Here is a 20059-nt window from a genome sequence, read left to right on the forward strand (position 1 = left end):
GCGCAAAAGACATGCGATCATAAAATGTTAGAGTGGGTCGCATGAACGCGACGCGCTCTAGGCACCTTCAGTAAAAGCTCTGCGGGTCGATATCGACCACCAGCCGCATATTGGCCCCCAGCTTGTGGGGGCGTGTCCAGTCGCGCAAGGCGGTCTGCAAGGGTGCGCCCTTGGCGGCCTTGACCAGCAGGCGCACCCTGTGTTGCCCGCGAATGCGGGCAATCGGGGCGGGGGCGGGGCCGAAGACCTGCGCATTGATCCGTCGCAAGGGCGCGTCATTCTGCGCCAGCGCGTTGCCCAGCGCGAACACCGCCTCTAGCTCTGGTCCCGACAGGATGATCCCCGCCAAACGCCCATAGGGTGGCATTCCCATGGCTTGGCGGGCGTCGGCCTCTGCCTGCCAAAAGGCTTCCTCGTCGCCCGACAGGATGGCGCGGATCACGGGGTGTTCGGGCTGGCTGGTCTGGATCAGCGCGCGGCCCGGCTTGTCGGCGCGCCCGGCGCGGCCTGCAACTTGGCGCGTCAGTTGAAACACGCGCTCCGCCGCGCGCAGGTCCGACCCCGACAGCCCCAGATCGGCGTCGATCACGCCTACCAGCGTCAGATGCGGAAAGTTATGCCCCTTTGCCACGATCTGCGTTCCGATGATGATATCGGCCCCGCCCTGCGCAATCTCCTCTATCTGGGCTTTCAGCGCGCGGGCGGACCCGAACAGGTCCGAGGACAGCACCGCCACGCGCGCGTCGGGCCACAGCGCGCGGGCCTCTTCCTCCAGCCGTTCCACGCCGGGGCCGACGGGGGCCATGCGGTCTTCGGCGCTGCATTCGGGGCAGGTGGTGGGGATGGGCGCGGTTGCGCCGCATTGGTGGCAAACAAGGCGCTGCAAGAAACGGTGTTCCACCATCCGCGCATCGCAATCCGTGCAGGCGATCTGGTGCCCGCACGCGCGGCACATGGTCAGCGGCGCATAGCCGCGCCGGTTCAGGAATAACAGCGCCTGTTCGCCTGCGTTCAAACGCGCCGTAACTGCCGCTTGCAGTGTGGGCGAGATCCAGCGGTTCGTGGGCAGGTCTTGCCCCCGCAGGTCAATCGCTGCCATCTCTGGCAAGGCATTCGGGCCAAAGCGCGTGGTCAGGTCCAGCCGCGTGTATTTGCCCGCTTGCGCGTTGGCCCATGTCTCTAGGCTGGGCGTGGCCGACGCCAGCACCACTTGCGCGCCGTTCAGCGCGCCACGCAGCACCGCCATATCACGGGCATTGTAGAACACACCCTCTTCCTGCTTGTAGGATGTGTCATGTTCCTCATCGACCACGATCAGCCCAAGGTTCTGGAAGGGCAGGAACAAAGCTGACCGCGCCCCCACCACCATTTGCGCGCAGCCTTGGCCGACCATGCGCCACAAGCGGCGGCGCTCCGCTTGGGTGACACCCGAATGCCATTCGGCGGGCTTCGCGCCAAAGCGCTTTTCGACCCGCGTCAGGAACTCTGCGGATAAGGCGATTTCGGGCAAAAGCACCAAGGCTTGCCGCCCTGCGCGCAAGGTTTCGGCCACTGCTTCCAGATAGACTTCGGTCTTGCCAGAGCCTGTCACGCCTTTCAGAAGCCATGTGCCATAGCCGCCCTGACCCTTGCGCAGGGCCTCTGCCGCGCGGGCTTGGTCGTCGGACAAAACGGGGCCGGGGCGCGCAGGGTCTAGCCGCGCGAATGGCTGGTCGCGCGGTGCTGCGCGTTCTTGCAACGCCCCCGCCGCGACCAAGCCGCGCACCACGCTTGTGCCAACCCCCGCCGCTTGCGCCAACTCGCCGGGCGACAGCCCCGCGCCGCCAAATTCATCAAGCGCGGCCATGACGCGGGCGCGCGCATCGGTCATCCGGTCGGGCAAGCCATCGCCGCGAAACAGCAGCTTGCGCGTGACCGGACCATCGGCCAGCCCCGGCACGCGGGTGGCCAGCCGCAGCACCATGGGCAGTTGCGTCAGCGTGTAGTCCGCCAGCCGGGTCAGAAATTCGCGCAACTCTGCGCGCATGGGGGCTGCATCCAGCACGCGGATGATCTGGCGCAGTTTCGCACGGTCGAACCGCCCTTCGGCAGGCCCCCAGACCACGCCCACCACGCGGCGCGGCCCCAGCGGCACCTGCACGAAAGCGCCCAGCCAGCAACCGCCTTCGGGCGCGCGGTAATCCAGCACCCGGCCCAAGGGTTCAGCGGTCAAAACCCCGCAGGGCATGCCTTCGTCATAGAATTCCGGGGCGTTTTGCATCGACGTTTCGGGGTTCCTTGAGGGCTTGGCTTACGGTATGACGCCCGCAGCACAAGGTCGCAAGCCGAAGGGAGCAACCATGAAATTCTTTGTCGATACCGCCGATGTTACCGCTATCCGGGAGTTGAACGATCTGGGCATGGTGGATGGGGTTACAACCAACCCCTCTCTTATTCTGAAGTCAGGCCGCGATATCATAGAGGTTACGCGCGAGATTTGCGAGATCGTGGATGGCCCGGTGTCTGCCGAAGTGGTGGCGCTGGAGGCGGACGCCATGATCGCCGAGGGCCGCAAGCTGGCCGAGATTGCACCGAACATCACCGTCAAGCTGCCGCTGACTTGGGATGGTCTGAAAGCCTGCAAGGTGCTGTCGGGCGAAGGCAAGATGGTCAATGTCACCCTGTGTTTTTCCGCAAATCAGGCGCTTTTGGCCGCGAAGGCAGGGGCGACCTTCATTTCGCCCTTCATTGGGCGGCTGGATGATATGGCACTGGATGGTTGCGAGCTGATCGAGGATATCCGCACCATTTACGACAATTACGGGTTCGAGACGCAGATCCTTGCGGCGTCGATCCGCTCTGTCAACCATGTGCTGGACGTGGCGCGCATTGGCGCAGATGTCATGACCGCCCCGCCAGAGGTGATCCGCAAACTGGCCAACCACCCGTTGACAGATGCAGGTTTGGCACAATTTATGAAAGATTGGGAAAAAACAGGTCAAAAAATCCTGTAAGCTTTGCTATAGTCCGCCAAAGAACACGAAAAACAGCAGTTAACGGACAGGCACATCATGTCATCAGCGGCCCTTGGCGCAGAGCTGGAACAGCTTCGCGCGCAAATCCTGTCGGACCCGGCCCTTATTCTGGATGACAAGGACGTTATGCGCGCCCTTGTCGCCGCTTCCGAGCGCGAGATGGGCACGAATATCGTGGACCTGCGCGGACTGGCCATGGAACGGTTGGAAGCGCGCCTTGACCGGCTGGAAGAAACCCACCGCGCGGTAATTGCGGCAGCTTATGAAAACCTGTCGGGCACCAATCAGGTGCATCGCGCCATTTTGCGCATGCTGGACCCCACCCAATTCGAGGAATTCCTGCGCAATCTTGGGTCGGATGTGGCCGAGATATTGCACGTGGATGCGATCAAACTGGTGCTGGAAAGCCCCGAAGCCGGGCCTGACCCGGCCTTGGAGCGGATTTCCGATGTGTTGGTCGTGGTCGAGCCGGGCTTCGTCGATGATTATATCAATCTTGGCCATGCGCCGACCTCGCGGCAGGTGATCTTGCGTCAGGCCGTGCCCGCGACCACCCGGCTTTATGGCCAGCGCGCCGCCGATTTGCGGTCAGAAGCCTGTTTGCGGCTGGACCTTGGCACGCAGCGCATGGGCGGGATGCTGGTCATGGGGTCAGACAACCCGCATACGTTCAAGCCGGGGCAGGGCACGGATCTGCTGTCTTTCTTCGCGGGCATCTTCGAGAGGTCGATGCGCCGCTGGCTGGCATGATCGCGCCGGCGCTGGGCGACGCGCTGACGCGCTTTTTGCAGCGCAAGCAAAGCTTGGACGGGGCGTCAGCCAATACGATCGCGGCTTATGCGACCGATCTGCGCGGCTTTCTGGGGTTCATGGCGCAGCATCTGGGCGGGCTGGACAGCCCCCGCGCCTTGGGCGGTATCACGCAATCCGACATGCGCGCTTGGATGGCGGATGCGCGCGGACAGGACTTGTCGGCACGCGCCTTGGCGAGGAAACTGTCTGCCGTGCGCGGCTTTGCGCGGTTCATCGCGGATGACACCGGCATAGACATTTCCGCCATTCTGGCCACCCGTGCGCCGAAACATGCCCGTGCATTGCCCCGGCCCTTGTCGGCCGCGGATGCCCGAGAGGTGCTGGACCGTGTTGCCTTGCAAACCTGCGCCGAATGGGCGGGACTGCGCGATATGGCCGTGGTCACGCTGCTCTATGGCTGCGGGTTGCGCGTGTCGGAAGCGCTGTCGTTGACCGGGCGCGACGCCCCCTTGCCAGAAGTGCTGCGCATCTCCGGCAAAGGCGGGCGCGAACGGTTGGTGCCGGTGCTGCCCGTGGCGCGCCGCGCCGTGGATGCCTACCTGCGCGCCTGCCCCCATGCGCAAGCCCCCGATCTGCCGTTGTTTCGTGCCATGCGCGGCGGCGCGCTGGACCGCCGCCATGTTGCCCGCGTGATGGAAGCAACCCGCCTGCAACTGGGCCTGCCCGCAAGCGCCACGCCCCATGCGTTGCGCCACTCCTTTGCCACCCATCTGCTGGCCAAGGGCGGCGATCTGCGCGCCATTCAGGAATTGCTGGGCCATGCCTCTTTGCGCTCGACCCAAGTCTACACGGCGGTTGACACGACCCGCCTGATGGATGTTTACGAACGCGCACACCCGCGTGCGCGCGGCTAACCTAAAAGGCCCGCCTGTGCTGCTGACCCTCAAAGCCTATTCCGTGCACTTGTTTACGGCTACCGGCGCAGTGTTCGCCATGCTGGCGCTGCTGGAAGCCGCCAAGGGCGATTGGGCGATGATGTTCCTGTGGCTGGTCGTGGCCTTCATTGTCGATGGCATCGACGGCCCGTTGGCGCGGCGCTACCACGTCAAGAAAAACGCGCGGGTCATTGACGGCGTGCTGCTGGACCTGATTATCGACTACCTGACCTATGTCTTCATCCCCGCTTTCGCGCTGTTCCAGTCGGACCTGTTGCCGGGCTGGACGGGCTGGGTGGCGATCATCGCGATCACCTTCACCTCGGCACTGTATTTTTCCGACTCGCGGATGAAAACCGCCGATAACAGCTTTCAGGGCTTTCCGGGCTGCTGGAACATGGCGGCATTGGTGTTCTTCGCCGTGCAGCCCTCTGCCGGGGTGATCCTGGCGGCGGTGGTGTTTCTGGCCGTGGCCATGTTCACGCCGCTGAAGTTTATCCACCCGGTGCGCACCGCGCGCTGGCGGGTGGTCTCGCTGCCCGTGGCGTTGGTCTGGACGGCGCTGGCAGGCTGGGCGGCTTGGGAAGGGTTCGCGCAACCAACGGCGGTCACATGGGGGCTGATCGTGACCAGCGTGTATCTGATGACCGTGGGCATCGTGCAACAACTGATCCCGCCACGCTAAGGCCATTCGCGCTTGCAGCATACCCCGCCACGGCCCTATGGTGGCGCCACCACCAGACAGGAGCGGCAGATGGAGATCAAGACAGTCGGCATCGTGGGTGCGGGGCAAATGGGCAGCGGCATTGCGCATGTCTTTGCGCTGTCGGGGCATGATGTGCTGCTCAGCGACATGTCCGCCGATGCGCTGACAAAGGCCGTTGCGCTGATTGACCGCAACATCGACCGGCAGGTGTCGCGCGGCAAGGTTTCGGCAGAGGATAAGGCGGCCGCGATGGCCCGCATCCGCACCACGACCAAGCTGGCCGATCTTGGCCCGACCGACCTGATTATCGAAGCCGCGACCGAACGCGAATCCGTCAAGGCCGCGATATTCGAAGACCTGCTGCCGCATATCCAGCCGCATACGATCCTGACCTCGAACACCTCGTCCATTTCCATCACGCGGCTTGCCAGCCGCACTGACCGGCCGGAAAAGTTCATGGGCCTGCACTTCATGAACCCGGTGCCGGTGATGCAACTGGTAGAGCTGATCCGGGGCATCGCCACGGATGAGCCGACCTATAAAACCCTGTTGGGCGTGGTCGAGAAGCTGGGCAAAACGGCGGCGAGTGCAGAGGATTTCCCGGCCTTCATCGTCAACCGCATTCTGGTGCCGATGATAAACGAGGCGGTGTATACGCTTTACGAAGGCGTGGGGTCGGTGAAGTCGATTGACGAGTCGCTGAAACTGGGCGCGAACCACCCGATGGGGCCGCTGGAACTGGCGGATTTCATCGGGCTGGACACCTGCCTTGCCATCATGAACGTGCTGCATGACGGGTTGGCAGATACCAAGTATCGGCCTTGCCCGCTGCTGGTGAAATATGTCGAAGCGGGCTGGCTGGGGCGCAAGACGCAGCGGGGGTTCTACGACTATCGCGGCGAAACCCCGGTGCCGACCCGTTAAGGGGGTCAATACCCCCGTTCAGCCAGCCACGCGCGCATCCATGCGATCTCGCGTTCCTGCGCCTCGATGATCTCGCGCGCAAGGTTTGCGGCGTCGGGGTCTGATCCGTGCTCCAGCACGATCTGCGCCATGGCGACCGCGCCTTCGTGATGGGGGATCATGCCGCGTATGAAATCGACATCGGCGTCGCCGGTGAAGTCTATCATCATGTCGGAATGCATGGCGTCATTCGCGGCCATATAGGCGGCGGTCGAGGGGGGCAGATCGGATGTGTCGCCATGGCCCATGGCGCTGTGGTCCATTGTGGAATGGTCCATATTGCCATGGTTCATCTGGGCATAAGCCACGCCGCCAAGGGTGAGGGCGGTGGCAATGGCGGCGATAAGGGTGGTTTTGGTCATGGGGGTCCTCCGGTTTGACTGTGTGAATAGCAGGTTCCAGTAGGGGGAAGGAAAGACACGTTGGCGTGAGGCATGGAGAATGTTTCACGTGAAACCTAAGCTATTGAATTTAAATGTAAATGATTTCTTTGTTGAGCGTGCGGTGGGGCAGGGTGCGTCGCGTCCCGGACGTGATCCGGGGCCTTGCCGCCCGCGCGGGTTGGCCCAGAGGCCCCGGCTCGGGGGCCGGGGCGTATGGTGCTGGAAGCCCCTGCGCCGTGCAACGTGAGGCACCAAGCGGCGCAAGCGACGTCGCGCGCGGTGGCGCAGCGCGGGGTGATCTGTGGCGCTTTATGGTGGCCATGTCCGAAAGACGGGGGATCGGCGCGCAGGTGGATGTCAAAGCGCCGCCGCTCGGGGGCGCGTCATGCCGCAGGCATGCTTTCAGCATGACGCTTGCGCGGCGGGTCTGACGGCCCTTGATTCCGCGCGCGTTGAGCGGTTCTAGTAAGGCGCTTCTTCAGCGATTCTTTGTGCTATGCTTCGCATTTCTGAAATGATTGACTGACACCTGCCCTGCGTTTTAAGATAGCTCCCAGCTGTTCCAATCCTCTGAGCGCCGATAGAATCTAAGGCGCGCTTTTTAGACTGACTTGAATCGTGGGCTGCATAGTTGCGCAAAGCTAATAATTTATTCAAAGTATCTTTGTACGATGGATCTTTAAGTACAGTTGTCAAAAAATTGTTTTCACCAACGAAACGCTTGCACTTGTTGACTATTTCCTTCTGCCCCTTAAAGTCAAAGTAGCCATTTCCAATTATAAGATATTCACAAACCTCATCTGTAAGGTTCTTAGGAAATTCAAATCCCTGATAATCTGAAAGCGCACTAGTATTCCTATTGAGACCAGCGATTAAACACTCCAAGAGCATTTGCTCAAACTCACGGTATAACTTCATTATCGCATATTCATGCGCCCAACTTATGTGTTTATCACTAGCATTATTTGAGATCGTAAACTCAAGAAATTCGGTGATTTCAGCGCACTCAGAAATAAAGCGCTCAGCTGGTATTCTCGAACTCTTTTTTTTAGCCATCTTTAAACATCCAACTCCTCCACAAACCGCGCGTTCTCGGAAATATACTGAAACCGCAATTCCGGCTTCTTGCCCATCAGCCGCTCGACAAGGTCCGACGTCTCGCCCGGCAGATCGTCATCCACCGACACGCGGATCAGGCGGCGTGACGCCGGGTCCATCGTTGTTTCCTTCAAATCCTTCGCGTCCATTTCGCCCAAACCCTTGAAGCGGGACACGTCGATCTTGCCTTTGCCGCCCAGCCCCTCGGCCAGAAGCCTATCCTTCTCAACCTCGTCCAAAGCGTAAACGCGCTTGGCCCCTTGGGTCAGCCGGAAGAGCGGCGGGCAGGCCAGATACAGGTGGCCCGCGTCGATCATGGGGCGCATCTGGGTGTAGAAGAAGGTCATCAGCAGCGCCGCGATATGCGCCCCGTCCACATCGGCGTCGGTCATGATGATGATCTTGTCATAGCGCAGATCATCTAGCCTGAACTTGTTGCCCAGCCCCACGCCCATGGCCTGACACAGGTCGTTGATCTCGGCATTCGTGGTCAGCTTGTTCGACGCAGCCCCCAGCACGTTCAGGATTTTGCCGCGCAGGGGCAGCAGCGCTTGGGTTTTGCGGTCGCGGCCCATCTTGGCGGACCCGCCCGCCGAATCGCCCTCGACAATGAACAGCTCTGTCCCTTCCTTGTTGGTGGCGGAACAATCGACCAGCTTGCCGGGCAGGCGCAGCTTTTTCGTCGCGGTCTTGCGCGAGGTTTCCTTTTCCTGCCGCCGCCGCAGCCGTTCCTCTGCCCGCAGCACCAGAAAATCAAGGATCGCGCCCGCCGATTTCGGGTCTGCCGCCAGCCAGTTGTCGAAATGGTCGCGCACCGCGCCTTCGACCATGCGCGCAGCTTCGGTTGTGGCCAGCCGGTCCTTGGTCTGGCCCACGAATTCGGGTTCGCGGATAAAGCAGGACACCAGCGCACAGCCGCCCGCCGCCATGTCCTCTCGGGTGATCTGGGCGGCTTTCTTGTTGTTGGCGAGTTCGCCGTAAGCGCGGATGCCTTTCAGCACCGCCGCCCAGAAGCCCGCCTCATGCGTGCCGCCTTCGGGGGTGGGGACGGTGTTGCAGTAGGATTGCACGAAGCCGTCGCGTGCCGGTGTCCAGTTGATGGCCCATTCAACGGAACCGGGCTGGTTGAACTTCTCCTGAAAGCTGACCTTGCCGGCGAAGGGTTTGTCGGAATAGGTGACATTGCCGGTAAGCTGTTCGTTCAGGTAATCGGCCAGCCCGCCGGGGAAGTGGAAGGTCGCTTCCATCGGGGTGTCGCCGTCGGGGATGGCCGATTTCCAGCGGATTTCCACGCCGGAAAACAGGTAGGCCTTGGAGCGCACCATGTTCAGCAGCCGCGCGGGGCGGAATTTCAGCGCGCCAAAAATCTCTGCATCCGGGTGGAAGGTGAAGGTCGTGCCGCGCCGGTTCGGGGCGGGGCCGATCTTGGCCACCGGCCCTTGCGGAATGCCGCGCGAGAAGTCTTGCGCATAAAGCTCTCGATTGCGGGCCACTTCCACGCGCAGCCGGTCCGACAGCGCGTTGACCACCGACGCCCCCACGCCGTGCAAGCCGCCCGATGTGGCATAGGCCTTGCCGCTGAACTTGCCGCCTGCGTGCAGGGTGCAGAGGATCACCTCTAGCGCGGATTTGTCGGGGAATTTCGGGTGCGGGTCGATGGGGATGCCGCGGCCATTGTCGCGGACGGTGATGGCGTAATCGGCGTGCAGTTCGACTTCGATGCGGTTGGCATGGCCCGCGACGGCTTCGTCCATGGAGTTGTCGAGCACTTCGGCCACCAAATGGTGCAGGGCGCGTTCATCCGTGCCGCCGATATACATGCCGGGGCGCTTGCGGACGGGTTCCAGCCCTTCCAGCACCTCGATGGACGACGCATCATAGCTGTCGGATTGCGGCAAAAGGTCGGACATGGGCGCGCGATTCCTGATTGGGGGAAGGACACCACCAATAGACCACCGCGCGCGGCAGGGCGCAAGGGATTGCGCCCTGTGTGGTTATAGGGTGAGCCAGACTTGGAACAGAAGCCCGGATGCAAACGCGCCGCCCAGCGAAATCGCGATATACAGCGCAAACACCCGCAGCTTGACCAGCGCCCAGACCGCTATCGCGGCGGGCAGCGAGGTCACGCCCCCCGCGATCAGGAACGCCATACCTGCGCCGCCCAACATGCCTTGGTCCATCAGCCCACCGATCAGGGGCAGTGCCGCGTAACCGTTGAAATAGGCGGGCACGCCAACCAGCGTGGCAATGGCGATGGGGGTCAGGCCCGCGCCGCCCAGGGTCTGGGTCACCATCTCGGCCGGGATATAGGCCAACATCAGGCTTTCCAGAAGGAACGCGAGCGACATCCATTTCAGCAGGAACAGGAAGGTGCGCGTGCCCTCCGTGCGGAATTTGGTCACGCGCGCGGGGTCGGTCCAGAAGGCCCAGACAGGCGGCTTTGGGTTGCGCGCCTTGGCACCACCGCAGCCGCCATTGCCAATGCCCTCGCGCAGCGGGTCACTCAGGCCGCCCGCGCGCACGACCAAATGCACCACCGTGCCGCCCAGCACGCCCATGCCCAGCGCGATCAGGGTTTTGGCCACGGCAAATTCCAGCCCCAGCACACCCGTGGTCAGCGCGAACATGGACGGGTCCATCAGCGGAGAGGCCAGCCAGAACGCCATGACCGGCGCCAGCGGCACGCCCATGGCCAGAAAGGCCGCGATCAGCGGGATCACCCCGCAGGAGCAAAAGGGCGACAACCCGCCCGCCAGCGCGCCCATCGCGATCATCATGGCTGGCGCGCCGGTAAACGCCTTGGCGATCAGGTTATCCGCGCCGGTTGCCCCCGCCCATGCTGCGATCAGGATGGATGCGGCCAGAAACGGGCCGACCGACAGCAGCGACGCCACGACCTTGTCGAAGGACGGCGCAAGCTGGCCGGGGTCTAGAAGCGCGATGGCCAGAACGATCAGCGCAAAGGCCAGCCAGACCCGTTCCTTGCGCCAGATATAGGCCCATGCGCTGGCAATTGGGCCGGGGCGGGGCAGGGATTGATCGGTCATATCTACATCTCCAGAAAAGTAGTTATTTAGCGTAAGCCTGTTCAGGCCGCATCGGTTACAGCGGGCAGGCCGGCACAGCAGTCGGTCAGCAAGAAATCGAGCACATGGCGCAGTTCATCGGTGCGGGCAGAGGTGCGCACCTCGCGGCCATGACGGGTCTGGGCGATCAGCCCGGCATCCTTCAGGCTGCGCAGATGGTGCGCCAGTGTCGAGAGCGGCATATCCAGATGCGCGGCAATTTCGCCCACCAGCAGCCCATCGGGGCCTGCGCGCACCAACAGGCGGAACACGTTTAGCCGGGCGGCGTGGCCAAGGGCGGCAAGCGCGATGGCGGCAGAATCGGGTGTAATACTCATGCGTGAAAAATAACCAAAATTCTGGTTATGTAAAGGTATTCTTCATGCGTGGCCCGATCGCCCATCGATGCGCAAGAAATGCAAAGAAACCCCCGGCCTTTGCGCAAGTTTGCGGCCATTTTGGCATTGACCCGCCCTGCATGGGCGCTTACTTTCCGCCTACGTTAAAGCAACGGATGGCGGCAATGCGGAACGCACTTGTAATTGTAGTAGGAAACACGCGCATGGGCCGGTAACGGACTTCCCAAATGGAACCCATGCGCCCCCGAGAAGACCGGGGGCTTTTTTATTGCCGCAACCCGCGCTAAAGCGCCTTTGACATGACGGTGGATGGAGCAAGCGATGACACGTCAGATGACCGGAGCCAAGATGGTGATAGAGGCCCTGAAAGATCAGGGTGTAGAGGTGGTGTTCGGCTATCCGGGTGGCGCGGTTCTGCCCATCTATGATGAGCTGTTCCAGCAAAACGATATTCGTCATATTCTGGTGCGCCACGAACAGGGGGCCATCCACGCCGCCGAGGGCTATGCGCGCTCTACCGGCAAACCGGGCGTTGTGCTGGTCACATCCGGCCCGGGTGCCACCAACACGGTCACAGGCATTGTCGATGCGCTGATGGATTCGATCCCGATTGTGGTTCTGACGGGGCAAGTGCCCACGTTCATGATCGGGTCTGACGCGTTCCAAGAAGGTGACACCGTTGGCATTACCCGGCCCTGCACCAAGATGAACTGGCTGGTGAAGGAAACTGACAAGCTGGCGGGCACCATCCATGAGGCGTTCCATGTCGCCACATCGGGCCGCCCCGGCCCGGTGCTGGTGGATATCCCCAAAGACGTGCAGTTTGCCACCGGGGTCTACAAGGAAAAGGCCGAAACGCGCACCGCGCATTATGCGCCGCGCACCAAGGGCGACCCCGAGATGATCGCCCGCATGGTCGAGTTGATCGAGACCGCAGAACGCCCGGTATTCTACACCGGCGGCGGGGTCATCAATTCGGGCGACCGGGCCACGGAACTGTTGCGCGCTTGGGCAGAGGCGACGGGCTTTCCTGTGACCAGCACGCTGATGGGCTTGGGCTGTTACCCCGCCAGTGGCAAGGCATGGCTGGGGATGCTGGGCATGCACGGCACCTATCAGGCCAATTGGGCGATGCATGATTGCGACCTGATGCTGAACATTGGCGCCCGGTTTGATGACCGGATCACGGGCCGGATCAACGCGTTCAGCCCCGGCTCGACCAAGGTGCATATCGACATTGACCCATCGTCCTTGAACAAGGTCATTCACACGCATGTGCCCATTGTCGGCGACGTGGCAGAGGTGCTGGAAGAGGCGTTTGCATTGTGGAAATCGCGCGGCTCGAAGGTGAACCGCGAGGCGCTGGCCAAGTGGTGGAAGCAGATCGACGAATGGCGCGCGGTGGATTGCTTGGCCTACAAGCCCGGCGTGAACGCCATTCGCCCGCAACATGCCGTGGCCCGGCTGGAAGCGCTGACCAAGGGGATGGACCGCTACATCACCACCGAAGTGGGCCAGCACCAGATGTGGGCAGCGCAGTATCTGGGCTTTGAAGGGCCGAACCGCTGGATGACCTCTGGGGGCCTCGGGACCATGGGCTATGGCGTGCCTGCGTCCATCGGCGTGCAGATTGCGCACCCGGAGGCGTTGGTCATCAACGTGGCGGGCGAGGCAAGCTGGCTGATGAACATGCAGGAAATGGGCACGGCGGTTCAGTATCGCGCGCCGGTCAAGCAGTTCATCCTGAACAACGAACGTCTGGGCATGGTGCGCCAGTGGCAGGAACTGCTGCATGGCGAGCGCTATTCAAGTTCCTGGTCCGAAGCCCTGCCCGATTTCGTCAAGCTGGCCGATGCGTTCGGTTGCAAGGGCATTCGCTGCGACAACGAGGCCGATCTGGATGACGCGATCCGCGAGATGCTGGCCTATGACGGTCCGGTGATCTTTGATTGCATCGTGGAAAAGCATGAAAACTGCTTCCCCATGATCCCCTCGGGCAACGCGCATAACGACATGCTGCTGGGCGATGCGGAAACCCAAGGCGTGATCGGCGCCAAGGGCGCGGTTTTGGTGTAAGGAAAGAACATGTCCCCCCTCAATATCCAAAAAGGCGCGTCCAAACATAGCGCCTATGACCTGCGCGACCCGAATGCGGATGTAATTGAAACGCATACGCTGGCCGTGATTGTCGATAACGAATCCGGCGTGTTGGCGCGGGTGATCGGGCTGTTTTCGGCGCGTGGCTATAACATCGACAGCTTGACCGTGGCCGAAGTGGACCATCTGGGCCATCTGTCGCGCATCACTGTGGTCACCTCTGGCACGCCGCAGGTGATTGTCCAGATCAAGGCGCAGTTGGAACGTATGGTGGTTGTGCACCGCGTGCATGACCTGACGCTGGAAGGCCCGAATGTGCAGCGCGAATTGGCGCTGTTCAAGGTCAAGGGCAGCGGCGAGCACCGGATCGAAGCCCTGCGCCTGGCAGAGATTTTCCGCGCCAATGTGGTGGATTCCACGCTGGAATCCTTCGTGTTCGAAATGACCGGCACGCCGCAAAAGGTCGATGCTTTTGCCGAACTGATGCAGCCCTTGGGGTTGATCGAAGTGGCGCGCACCGGAGTTGCCGCTATTTCGCGCGGGGTCTGACCCACGCAAAAGGCCGCCCAAACTGGGCGGCCTTTGTCACTCCGGGTCTGTGCCCTTAGGTGACAGAGACCAATTCAACCGCAAAGGTCAGATCCTTGCCCGCCAGCGGGTGATTGGCGTCCAGCGTGACGGTGGTGTCAGTCACTTCGGCCACCTGAACCGGAATTTGCCGACCGTCGGGCGTTTGCATGTTCAGCATGGTGCCGGGATCAAGCGGAATATCCGCCGGGATCTGGTCGCGCGGCACATCCTGACGCGCTTCGGCCTGATAGTCGCCATAGGCTTCGGTCGCCGGGATGGTGACGGTTTTCTGTTCGCCCGTGGCCATGCCGTCGATGGCGCGGTCCAGACCGGGAATGATCTGGCCGGACCCGACGATAAATTCCAACGGGTCACGGCCTTCGGAACTGTCAAAAACAGAACCGTCTTCCAACGTGCCGGTATAATGAATGCGAACAGTCTTGCCCGCGGTTGCGTGCGTCATGGGGTATCCTTCCAGATGTGGGGAGTGGGTTGGGCGAGGCGCGCAATCTCGCGCGGTAACTCTGGCCCCAATGCTGCCCGGAGTGTAAACCCCGCCGCTTTTGGGCGCTTGACCCCCCCGTTTCGGCGCGCCATACCCCCGCCGCGACAAGAGGTGCAAGATGACCGAACAGGCACGCAATTTCTACGGGCGGATCAAGGGCAAGGCCCTGAAACCGGCGCAAAAACGGTATCTGGACGAAGATCTGCCGGCACTCGAATTGCATGGCGTCAACCGCGAGGAAAACCCGGACCGCCAGACCGTGGACGCGAAGGGGTTTTTCGCCCAGCCGCGGCCCTTGTGGCTGGAAATCGGCTTTGGGGGCGGCGAACACCTTGTGTATCAGGCCAAGCGCAACCCCGAGATCGGGATCATTGGCTGCGAGCCTTATTTGAACGGCGTGGCCATGGCGCTGGGCAAGATCAAGGCGGCAGGGGTGTCGAACCTGCGCCTTTATACATGGGACGTGCGCGACCTGTTCGACGTGCTGCCCGATGCCTGCCTTGAGCGTGCCTTTCTGCTGTATCCCGACCCATGGCCCAAGGTGCGCCACCACCGCCGCCGCTTCGTGACACCCGACCACCTGCTGCCCTTGGCGCGGGTGATGGTGCCCGGCGGGATCTTGCGCGTTGCGACGGATATTGTCGACTATGTCCGCCAGACCATGGAAGAAGTGCCCCAAGCCGGGTTCGACTGCCTGTCACCGGACCCAGAGGAATGGCATATCCCATGGGAAGACTGGGTTTCGACCCGGTATGAGCAAAAAGCACTGCGCGAGGGGCGGCGCCCGCATTACCTGACCTTCCGGCGGCAAGGCTAGGGGCGCGCGGCATATCGCGCGAAACCGGGGTTCGGTATTGCGCAACAAGATGTGCGCTAGGGGCTTGCCAGTTTGCGCATTGCGCCGACAAAAGTAATGCCGTGGTCAAACTGCCCGTAGCGCAGGAATTCCAACACTTCGGCCATCACCACCGGGTTCGACATGATAAAGGTGTGGCTGGCCGCCAGCACGATATGGTCGGTCATCCCTGCCAGTTTGGTGCTTTCGACCGACACTTTGCCGTCATCCACCCCGTCAATCAGCGCAGAGGTGATGGGGTTCAGCGACAAATCCCCCGCCACGACACCCAGTTCGTAATCCGGGAAAGCGGGCAACTGGTTGGGGGTTGCGTCTTTTTGCGTGCCCAGTTCCAGCCCGGCGGGGCCGTTCAGCCATTCGAACGCGTCGATATCGGAAAGTACATCGACCAGTTCAGACCCATGGTTGGGCGGGGCCAGCATGACCACACGGCCCATCTGCGCGGGCCGGTGGCGGGCCAGCCATCCGCGCGCCAGAATCCCGCCCATGGAATGGGTCACGAAATGCACTGGCGCCGTGCCGCAGGCCGCAACGCTTTCGCCCACATGGTCCAGCAATTCGGCAATGGGTTTTGCGGTCGAAGGGTAGCCGTGGTTGACCACGGTGTAGCCGTGCAATTTCAGGGTTTCTTCCATGACCAACATGGAATTTTCCGTCCGCGCCAGACCGTGCAGCAGCACAACGCAATCGGCCATGGCCGTTCCCGGCAGCAACAGCAGTGACAGGATAATCGCTTTCATTGCGTTTATATAGTAGGGCAGGGCACCGCTTGCCAGAGGACGCCGCCATGACCTTTCCCCGCCTTGCCGTGCGCGCGCTGATTGTTCACGCGGGCCGGTTGCTGATTGTCAACGCATGGCCCGACGGCAAGAGCGACCTGTGGTGCGCGCCCGGTGGCGGGGTTGTGCGGGGCGCGTCGCTGCCCGACAACCTGAAGCGCGAGCTCTATGAGGAATGCGGGTTGCAGATTGCCGTGGGCGCGCCCTGCCTTGTGAACGAATTTCACGACCCGAAGGGCAGCTTTCATCAGGTCGACATCTATTTTTACGCGCGCATCACCGGCGGGCAGATCGACCCGGCATGGTCCGACCCCGAAGGCGTGGTGACACAGCGCCGTTTCGTGACCGAAGCGGAACTGCGGGCCTTGCGCTTCAAGCCCGACAGCCTGCCCGACCTGGCCTTTCATGGCGGGCAGATGGCCGCGTTTTATGACCCTTTGGAACCGATCGTTCTGTAGGCGGCGCGCGGCGGGGTGCATTGACATTCCCCCCTTGCGTCTCACATGTAAGCGCGCATCACCGGGGTAATCCCGCAAGACAGATTTGAGGAATTCATGGCCGTTGTCGTCGTCGAATCGCCTGCCAAGGCCAAGACAATCAACAAATATCTGGGCGCGGGCCATACGGTTCTGGCATCTTACGGGCATGTGCGCGACTTGCCGCCCAAGGATGGATCGGTCGACACGGATCATGATTTCGACATGAAATGGGAGGTGGCGAGCGATTCGCGCAAGCACCTGAAAGCCATTGCCGACGCGCTGAAAACCGATAACGAACTGATCCTTGCGACCGACCCCGACCGCGAGGGAGAGGCGATTTCGTGGCATCTGACCGAAGCGCTGACCAAGTCGCGCGCGTTGAAAAAGGACACGCCGGTCAAGCGCGTGGTGTTCAACGCCATCACCAAATCTGCGGTGACAGAGGCGATGAAAAACCCCCGCGACGTGGATATGCCGCTGGTGCGGGCCTATCTGGCGCGGCGGGCTTTGGATTACCTTGTGGGGTTCAACCTGTCGCCCGTGCTGTGGCGCAAACTGCCCGGCGCGAAATCGGCAGGGCGCGTGCAATCGGTCTGCCTGCGGCTGATCGTCGAGCGCGAGATGGAGATCGAGGCCTTCAACGCGCAGGAATACTGGACGGTCGAGGCCGAGTTGGCGACCCCGCGCGGCGTGCAGTTCAACGCCAAGCTGGTCAGCCTTGCGGGCAAGAAGCTGGACAAGTTCGATCTGGCCAATGCCACGCAGGCGGAAATGGCGGTTCAGGCAGTCACGTCGCGCGATCTGACGGTCACCTCTGTCGAAGCCAAACCGGCTAGCCGCAACCCGTCCGCGCCCTTTATGACCAGCACTTTGCAGCAGGAAGCCAGCCGCAAATTCGGCATGGGTGCCAAACACTGCATGAGCACGGCACAACGTCTGTATGAGGCGGGCTACATTACCTATATGCGGACCGACGGGATCGACATGGCGCCCGAAGCCGTGATGGCGGCGCGCGATGTCATCAAGGACCGTTACGGGGCCGATTATGTCCCGAAATCGCCCCGCATGTATAAAAACAAGGCCAAGAACGCGCAGGAAGCGCATGAATGCATTCGTCCCACGGATATGGCCGTCAGCCCCGACAAGCTGCGCCTGTCCGACAGCGACCAGCGCAAGCTCTATGACCTGATCTGGAAGCGCACCATCGCGGGCCAGATGGAAGCCGCGCGGCTGGAGCGCACGACCGTCGAAATCGGGTCCAAGGATGGGCAGGTCGGCCTGCGCGCCACAGGGCAGGTGGTGCTGTTCGACGGGTTCCTGAAGGTCTACGAGGAAGGCCGCGATGACGTGGTCGATGACGACGACAAGCGCCTGCCGCAAATGGCCGAAGGCGACGCGATGGACAAGCGCGCCATCACGCCAGAGCAGCATTTCACCCAGCCGCCCCCGCGTTATACTGAAGCGACCTTGGTCAAGCGCATGGAAGAATTGGGCATTGGCCGCCCGTCCACCTATGCCAGCATTGTCACGACCATTCAGGACCGGGGCTATGTCATCAAGGACAAGAACCGCCTTATGCCAGAGGACAAGGGCCGCTTGGTCACGATCTTTCTGGTCAATTATTTCCGTCGCTATCTGGAATATGATTTCACCGCAGCCCTTGAAGGGCAGTTGGACGATATCTCGGCGGGTCAAGCCGACTACAAAGAGGTATTGGACCGGTTCTGGCGTGACTTCTCGGCGGCGATTGCGGAAACCTCGGAACTGCGCATCACGGAAGTGCTGGAGAAGATCGACGAGGTTCTGGCCCCCCAGCTTTATCCCCCGCGCGAGGATGGCAGCGATCCGCGCATCTGCCCCAAATGCCGCGAGGGCCGTCTGCACCTGAAAACCGCGCGGTCCGGTGGCGCGTTCATCGGGTGCGGCAATTACCCCGAATGCCGCTTTACCCGCCCCATCGGCGTTGTGGACGAGGCGCAGGCCGAACTGTCGGGCGATGGCAAGTTGCTGGGCCATGATGCGGGCAGCCCCATCAGCCTGCGCACCGGGCGTTTCGGCCCCTATGTGCAGCGCGGAGAGGCCACCAAGGAAGACCCCAAACCGCCCCGCGCCTCTGTGCCCAAGGGGTGGGACGTGGACAGCATGGACCTTGAGAAGGCGCTGATGCTGTTATCCTTGCCGCGCGCGGTCGGCCCGCACCCGGAAGATGGCGTGATGGTCTGGGCCAATATCGGGCGCTATGGCCCGTATCTGAAACATGCCGAAACCACGTCGGATCGGGGTGGCACCAACGCCAACCTTGACAGCATTGATGAGGTCTGGACCGTCGGGATGAACCGCGCCGTGCAGCTTCTGGCCGAAAAGGTTGCCAGCCGTGGCGGGCGTGGTCAGGCCGCGGCGCCGCTGCGGTCCTTGGGCGCGCATCCCGCAGATGGCGAAGCCGTGGATGTGATGAAGGGCAAATACGGTCCCTATGTGAAATGGGGCAAGATCAACGCGACCTTGCCGGACACGTTAACACCCGAAGCCGTGACCATGGATCAGGCGGTCGAATTGCTGGATGCCAAGGCCGCGACCAAAGGCAAGAAGAAGGCCCCGGCCAAGAAGGGCACCAGCAAGAAAACTGCCGCCAAAAAGCCGGCAGCCAAAAAGCCAGTTGCCAAGGCGAAGCCAAAATCAGAAGAATAAAAGTTGATGTTTATGCTTGGCGCGACATGTGTCAGGCGTCACGATATTGACTCTGTGGTTCCCTCGGGCCACTGATATGGAAACAAATTCAGGGGCAAATGTCATGCAAAAGATTTTCGGTTCCGCTGCCGAGGCTCTGGATGGACTTCTGTTTGACGGCATGACGATCGCCGCAGGCGGCTTTGGGTTGTGCGGCATTCCCGAATTGCTGATCGCCGCAATCCGCGAGGTCGGGACCAAGGATCTGACCATCGCGTCCAACAACGCAGGTGTGGACGGCTTCGGGTTGGGCATTTTGCTGGAAAGCCGTCAGGTCAAGAAGATGATGTCGTCCTATGTGGGCGAGAATGCCGAATTCATGCGCCAATACCTGTCGGGAGAGCTGGAGCTGGAATTCAACCCGCAAGGCACCTTGGCCGAACGGATGCGGGCCGGTGGGGCAGGGATTGCGGGCTTCTACACCCGCACCGGCGTTGGCACGCAGATTGCCGAGGGCAAGGAGCACAAGGAGTTCAACGGAGAAACCTTCATTCTGGAAGAAGGCATCTTTGCGGACCTGTCCATTGTGAAAGCGTGGAAAGCTGACACCACGGGTAATGCGATCTTCCGCAAGACCGCGCGCAACTTCAACCCGCCTGCCGCGAAATGCGGGCGCGTCTGCGTGCTGGAGGTGGAGGAGATCGTCGAACCGGGCACGCTGGACCCCGACGCGATCCACCTGCCGGGGATCTATGTTCACCGCCTGATTCAAGGGGAACACGAGAAGCGCATCGAACAGCGCACTACGCGCGCCGCGTAACGAGGAGGGG

At 61.8% G+C, this 20059-nt stretch carries 19 protein-coding genes; 11 read left to right on the top strand and 8 right to left on the bottom strand.

The genetic code is table 11. From position 1 onward, the window contains the following. Positions 1-67 precede the first annotated feature (67 nt). Complete coding sequence (locus tag AWT76_RS01635) at positions 68-2260, bottom strand: primosomal protein N' (protein WP_072244420.1); 2193 nt, start codon at positions 2258-2260, stop codon at positions 68-70. 79 nt (positions 2261-2339) lie between these two features. Here AWT76_RS01635 and fsa point away from each other — a divergent pair, with 79 nt between their 5' ends. The 5 genes from fsa (at position 2340) to AWT76_RS01660 (ending at position 6332) form a co-directional block, all read left to right on the top strand. Beyond that, on the top strand, positions 2340-2993 hold the full coding sequence (gene fsa, locus AWT76_RS01640) for a fructose-6-phosphate aldolase (protein WP_072244421.1): 654 nt from the start codon (positions 2340-2342) through the stop codon (positions 2991-2993). 57 nt (positions 2994-3050) lie between these two features. Then, positions 3051-3764, top strand: a complete 714-nt coding sequence (locus tag AWT76_RS01645; RefSeq protein ID WP_072244422.1) for a DUF484 family protein — start codon at positions 3051-3053, stop codon at positions 3762-3764. Then, a complete protein-coding gene (locus AWT76_RS01650) occupies positions 3761-4681 on the top strand; it encodes a tyrosine recombinase XerC (protein WP_072244423.1) in 921 nt (306 codons plus the stop codon). Before AWT76_RS01645 ends, AWT76_RS01650 begins: the two co-directional genes overlap by 4 nt. Before the next feature lie 16 nt (positions 4682-4697). Continuing rightward, positions 4698-5387 carry a CDP-alcohol phosphatidyltransferase family protein gene (locus tag AWT76_RS01655; protein ID WP_072244715.1) on the top strand — a complete coding sequence of 230 codons (690 nt, stop codon included), beginning with the start codon at positions 4698-4700 and terminating at the stop codon, positions 5385-5387. Between the two features lie 69 nt (positions 5388-5456). Continuing rightward, the gene (locus tag AWT76_RS01660; protein WP_072244424.1) at positions 5457-6332 is read left to right on the top strand and encodes a 3-hydroxybutyryl-CoA dehydrogenase; all 876 of its coding nucleotides are present in this window, start codon (positions 5457-5459) and stop codon (positions 6330-6332) included. A 5-nt stretch (positions 6333-6337) separates the two neighbouring features. Here AWT76_RS01660 and copM read toward each other — a convergent pair whose 3' ends face one another. From copM to AWT76_RS01690, 5 genes are all read right to left on the bottom strand, one after another. Further along, positions 6338-6733, bottom strand: a complete 396-nt coding sequence (gene copM, locus AWT76_RS01665; protein WP_072244425.1) for a CopM family metallochaperone — start codon at positions 6731-6733, stop codon at positions 6338-6340. 483 nt (positions 6734-7216) lie between these two features. Further along, a complete protein-coding gene (locus AWT76_RS01675) occupies positions 7217-7810 on the bottom strand; it encodes a hypothetical protein (RefSeq protein ID WP_072244427.1) in 594 nt (197 codons plus the stop codon). Positions 7811-7812: 2 nt separating this feature from the next. Continuing rightward, positions 7813-9762 (bottom strand): DNA topoisomerase IV subunit B, encoded by a 1950-nt coding sequence (parE, locus tag AWT76_RS01680; RefSeq protein WP_072244428.1) that lies wholly within the window; start codon positions 9760-9762, stop codon positions 7813-7815. Between the two features lie 84 nt (positions 9763-9846). Further along, the gene (locus tag AWT76_RS01685) at positions 9847-10899 is read right to left on the bottom strand and encodes a permease (protein ID WP_072244429.1); all 1053 of its coding nucleotides are present in this window, start codon (positions 10897-10899) and stop codon (positions 9847-9849) included. 41 nt (positions 10900-10940) lie between these two features. Next, complete coding sequence (locus AWT76_RS01690) at positions 10941-11255, bottom strand: ArsR/SmtB family transcription factor (RefSeq protein WP_072244430.1); 315 nt, start codon at positions 11253-11255, stop codon at positions 10941-10943. A gap of 342 nt (positions 11256-11597) precedes the next feature. Here AWT76_RS01690 and AWT76_RS01695 point away from each other — a divergent pair, with 342 nt between their 5' ends. Next, positions 11598-13352, top strand: a complete 1755-nt coding sequence (locus tag AWT76_RS01695; protein WP_072244717.1) for an acetolactate synthase 3 large subunit — start codon at positions 11598-11600, stop codon at positions 13350-13352. Positions 13353-13361: 9 nt separating this feature from the next. After that, positions 13362-13922 carry an acetolactate synthase small subunit gene (gene ilvN / locus AWT76_RS01700; RefSeq protein WP_072244431.1) on the top strand — a complete coding sequence of 187 codons (561 nt, stop codon included), beginning with the start codon at positions 13362-13364 and terminating at the stop codon, positions 13920-13922. A gap of 55 nt (positions 13923-13977) precedes the next feature. Here ilvN and AWT76_RS01705 read toward each other — a convergent pair whose 3' ends face one another. After that, positions 13978-14406 carry an FKBP-type peptidyl-prolyl cis-trans isomerase gene (locus AWT76_RS01705; protein ID WP_072244432.1) on the bottom strand — a complete coding sequence of 143 codons (429 nt, stop codon included), beginning with the start codon at positions 14404-14406 and terminating at the stop codon, positions 13978-13980. A 160-nt stretch (positions 14407-14566) separates the two neighbouring features. On the opposite strand from AWT76_RS01705, the gene trmB reads away from it, so the two are divergent. Continuing rightward, positions 14567-15265: a tRNA (guanine(46)-N(7))-methyltransferase TrmB gene (trmB, locus tag AWT76_RS01710; RefSeq protein WP_072244433.1), complete on the top strand. Its 699-nt coding sequence runs from the start codon at positions 14567-14569 to the stop codon at positions 15263-15265. A 56-nt stretch (positions 15266-15321) separates the two neighbouring features. Here the strand turns inward: trmB and AWT76_RS01715 are convergent, their stop codons facing one another. Beyond that, positions 15322-16044: a lipase family protein gene (locus AWT76_RS01715; protein WP_072244434.1), complete on the bottom strand. Its 723-nt coding sequence runs from the start codon at positions 16042-16044 to the stop codon at positions 15322-15324. 47 nt (positions 16045-16091) lie between these two features. On the opposite strand from AWT76_RS01715, the gene AWT76_RS01720 reads away from it, so the two are divergent. The 3 genes from AWT76_RS01720 (at position 16092) to AWT76_RS01730 (ending at position 20049) form a co-directional block, all read left to right on the top strand. Beyond that, a complete protein-coding gene (locus AWT76_RS01720; protein ID WP_072244435.1) occupies positions 16092-16541 on the top strand; it encodes an NUDIX domain-containing protein in 450 nt (149 codons plus the stop codon). Between the two features lie 96 nt (positions 16542-16637). Then, on the top strand, positions 16638-19250 hold the full coding sequence (gene topA / locus AWT76_RS01725; RefSeq protein WP_072244436.1) for a type I DNA topoisomerase: 2613 nt from the start codon (positions 16638-16640) through the stop codon (positions 19248-19250). A 103-nt stretch (positions 19251-19353) separates the two neighbouring features. Further along, positions 19354-20049, top strand: coding sequence for a CoA transferase subunit A (locus AWT76_RS01730; RefSeq protein ID WP_072244437.1), 696 nt, complete (start codon positions 19354-19356; stop codon positions 20047-20049). Positions 20050-20059 lie beyond the last annotated feature (10 nt).

This window comes from Roseibaca calidilacus (genome assembly GCF_001517585.1).
GTDB lineage: Bacteria > Pseudomonadota > Alphaproteobacteria > Rhodobacterales > Rhodobacteraceae > Roseinatronobacter > Roseinatronobacter calidilacus.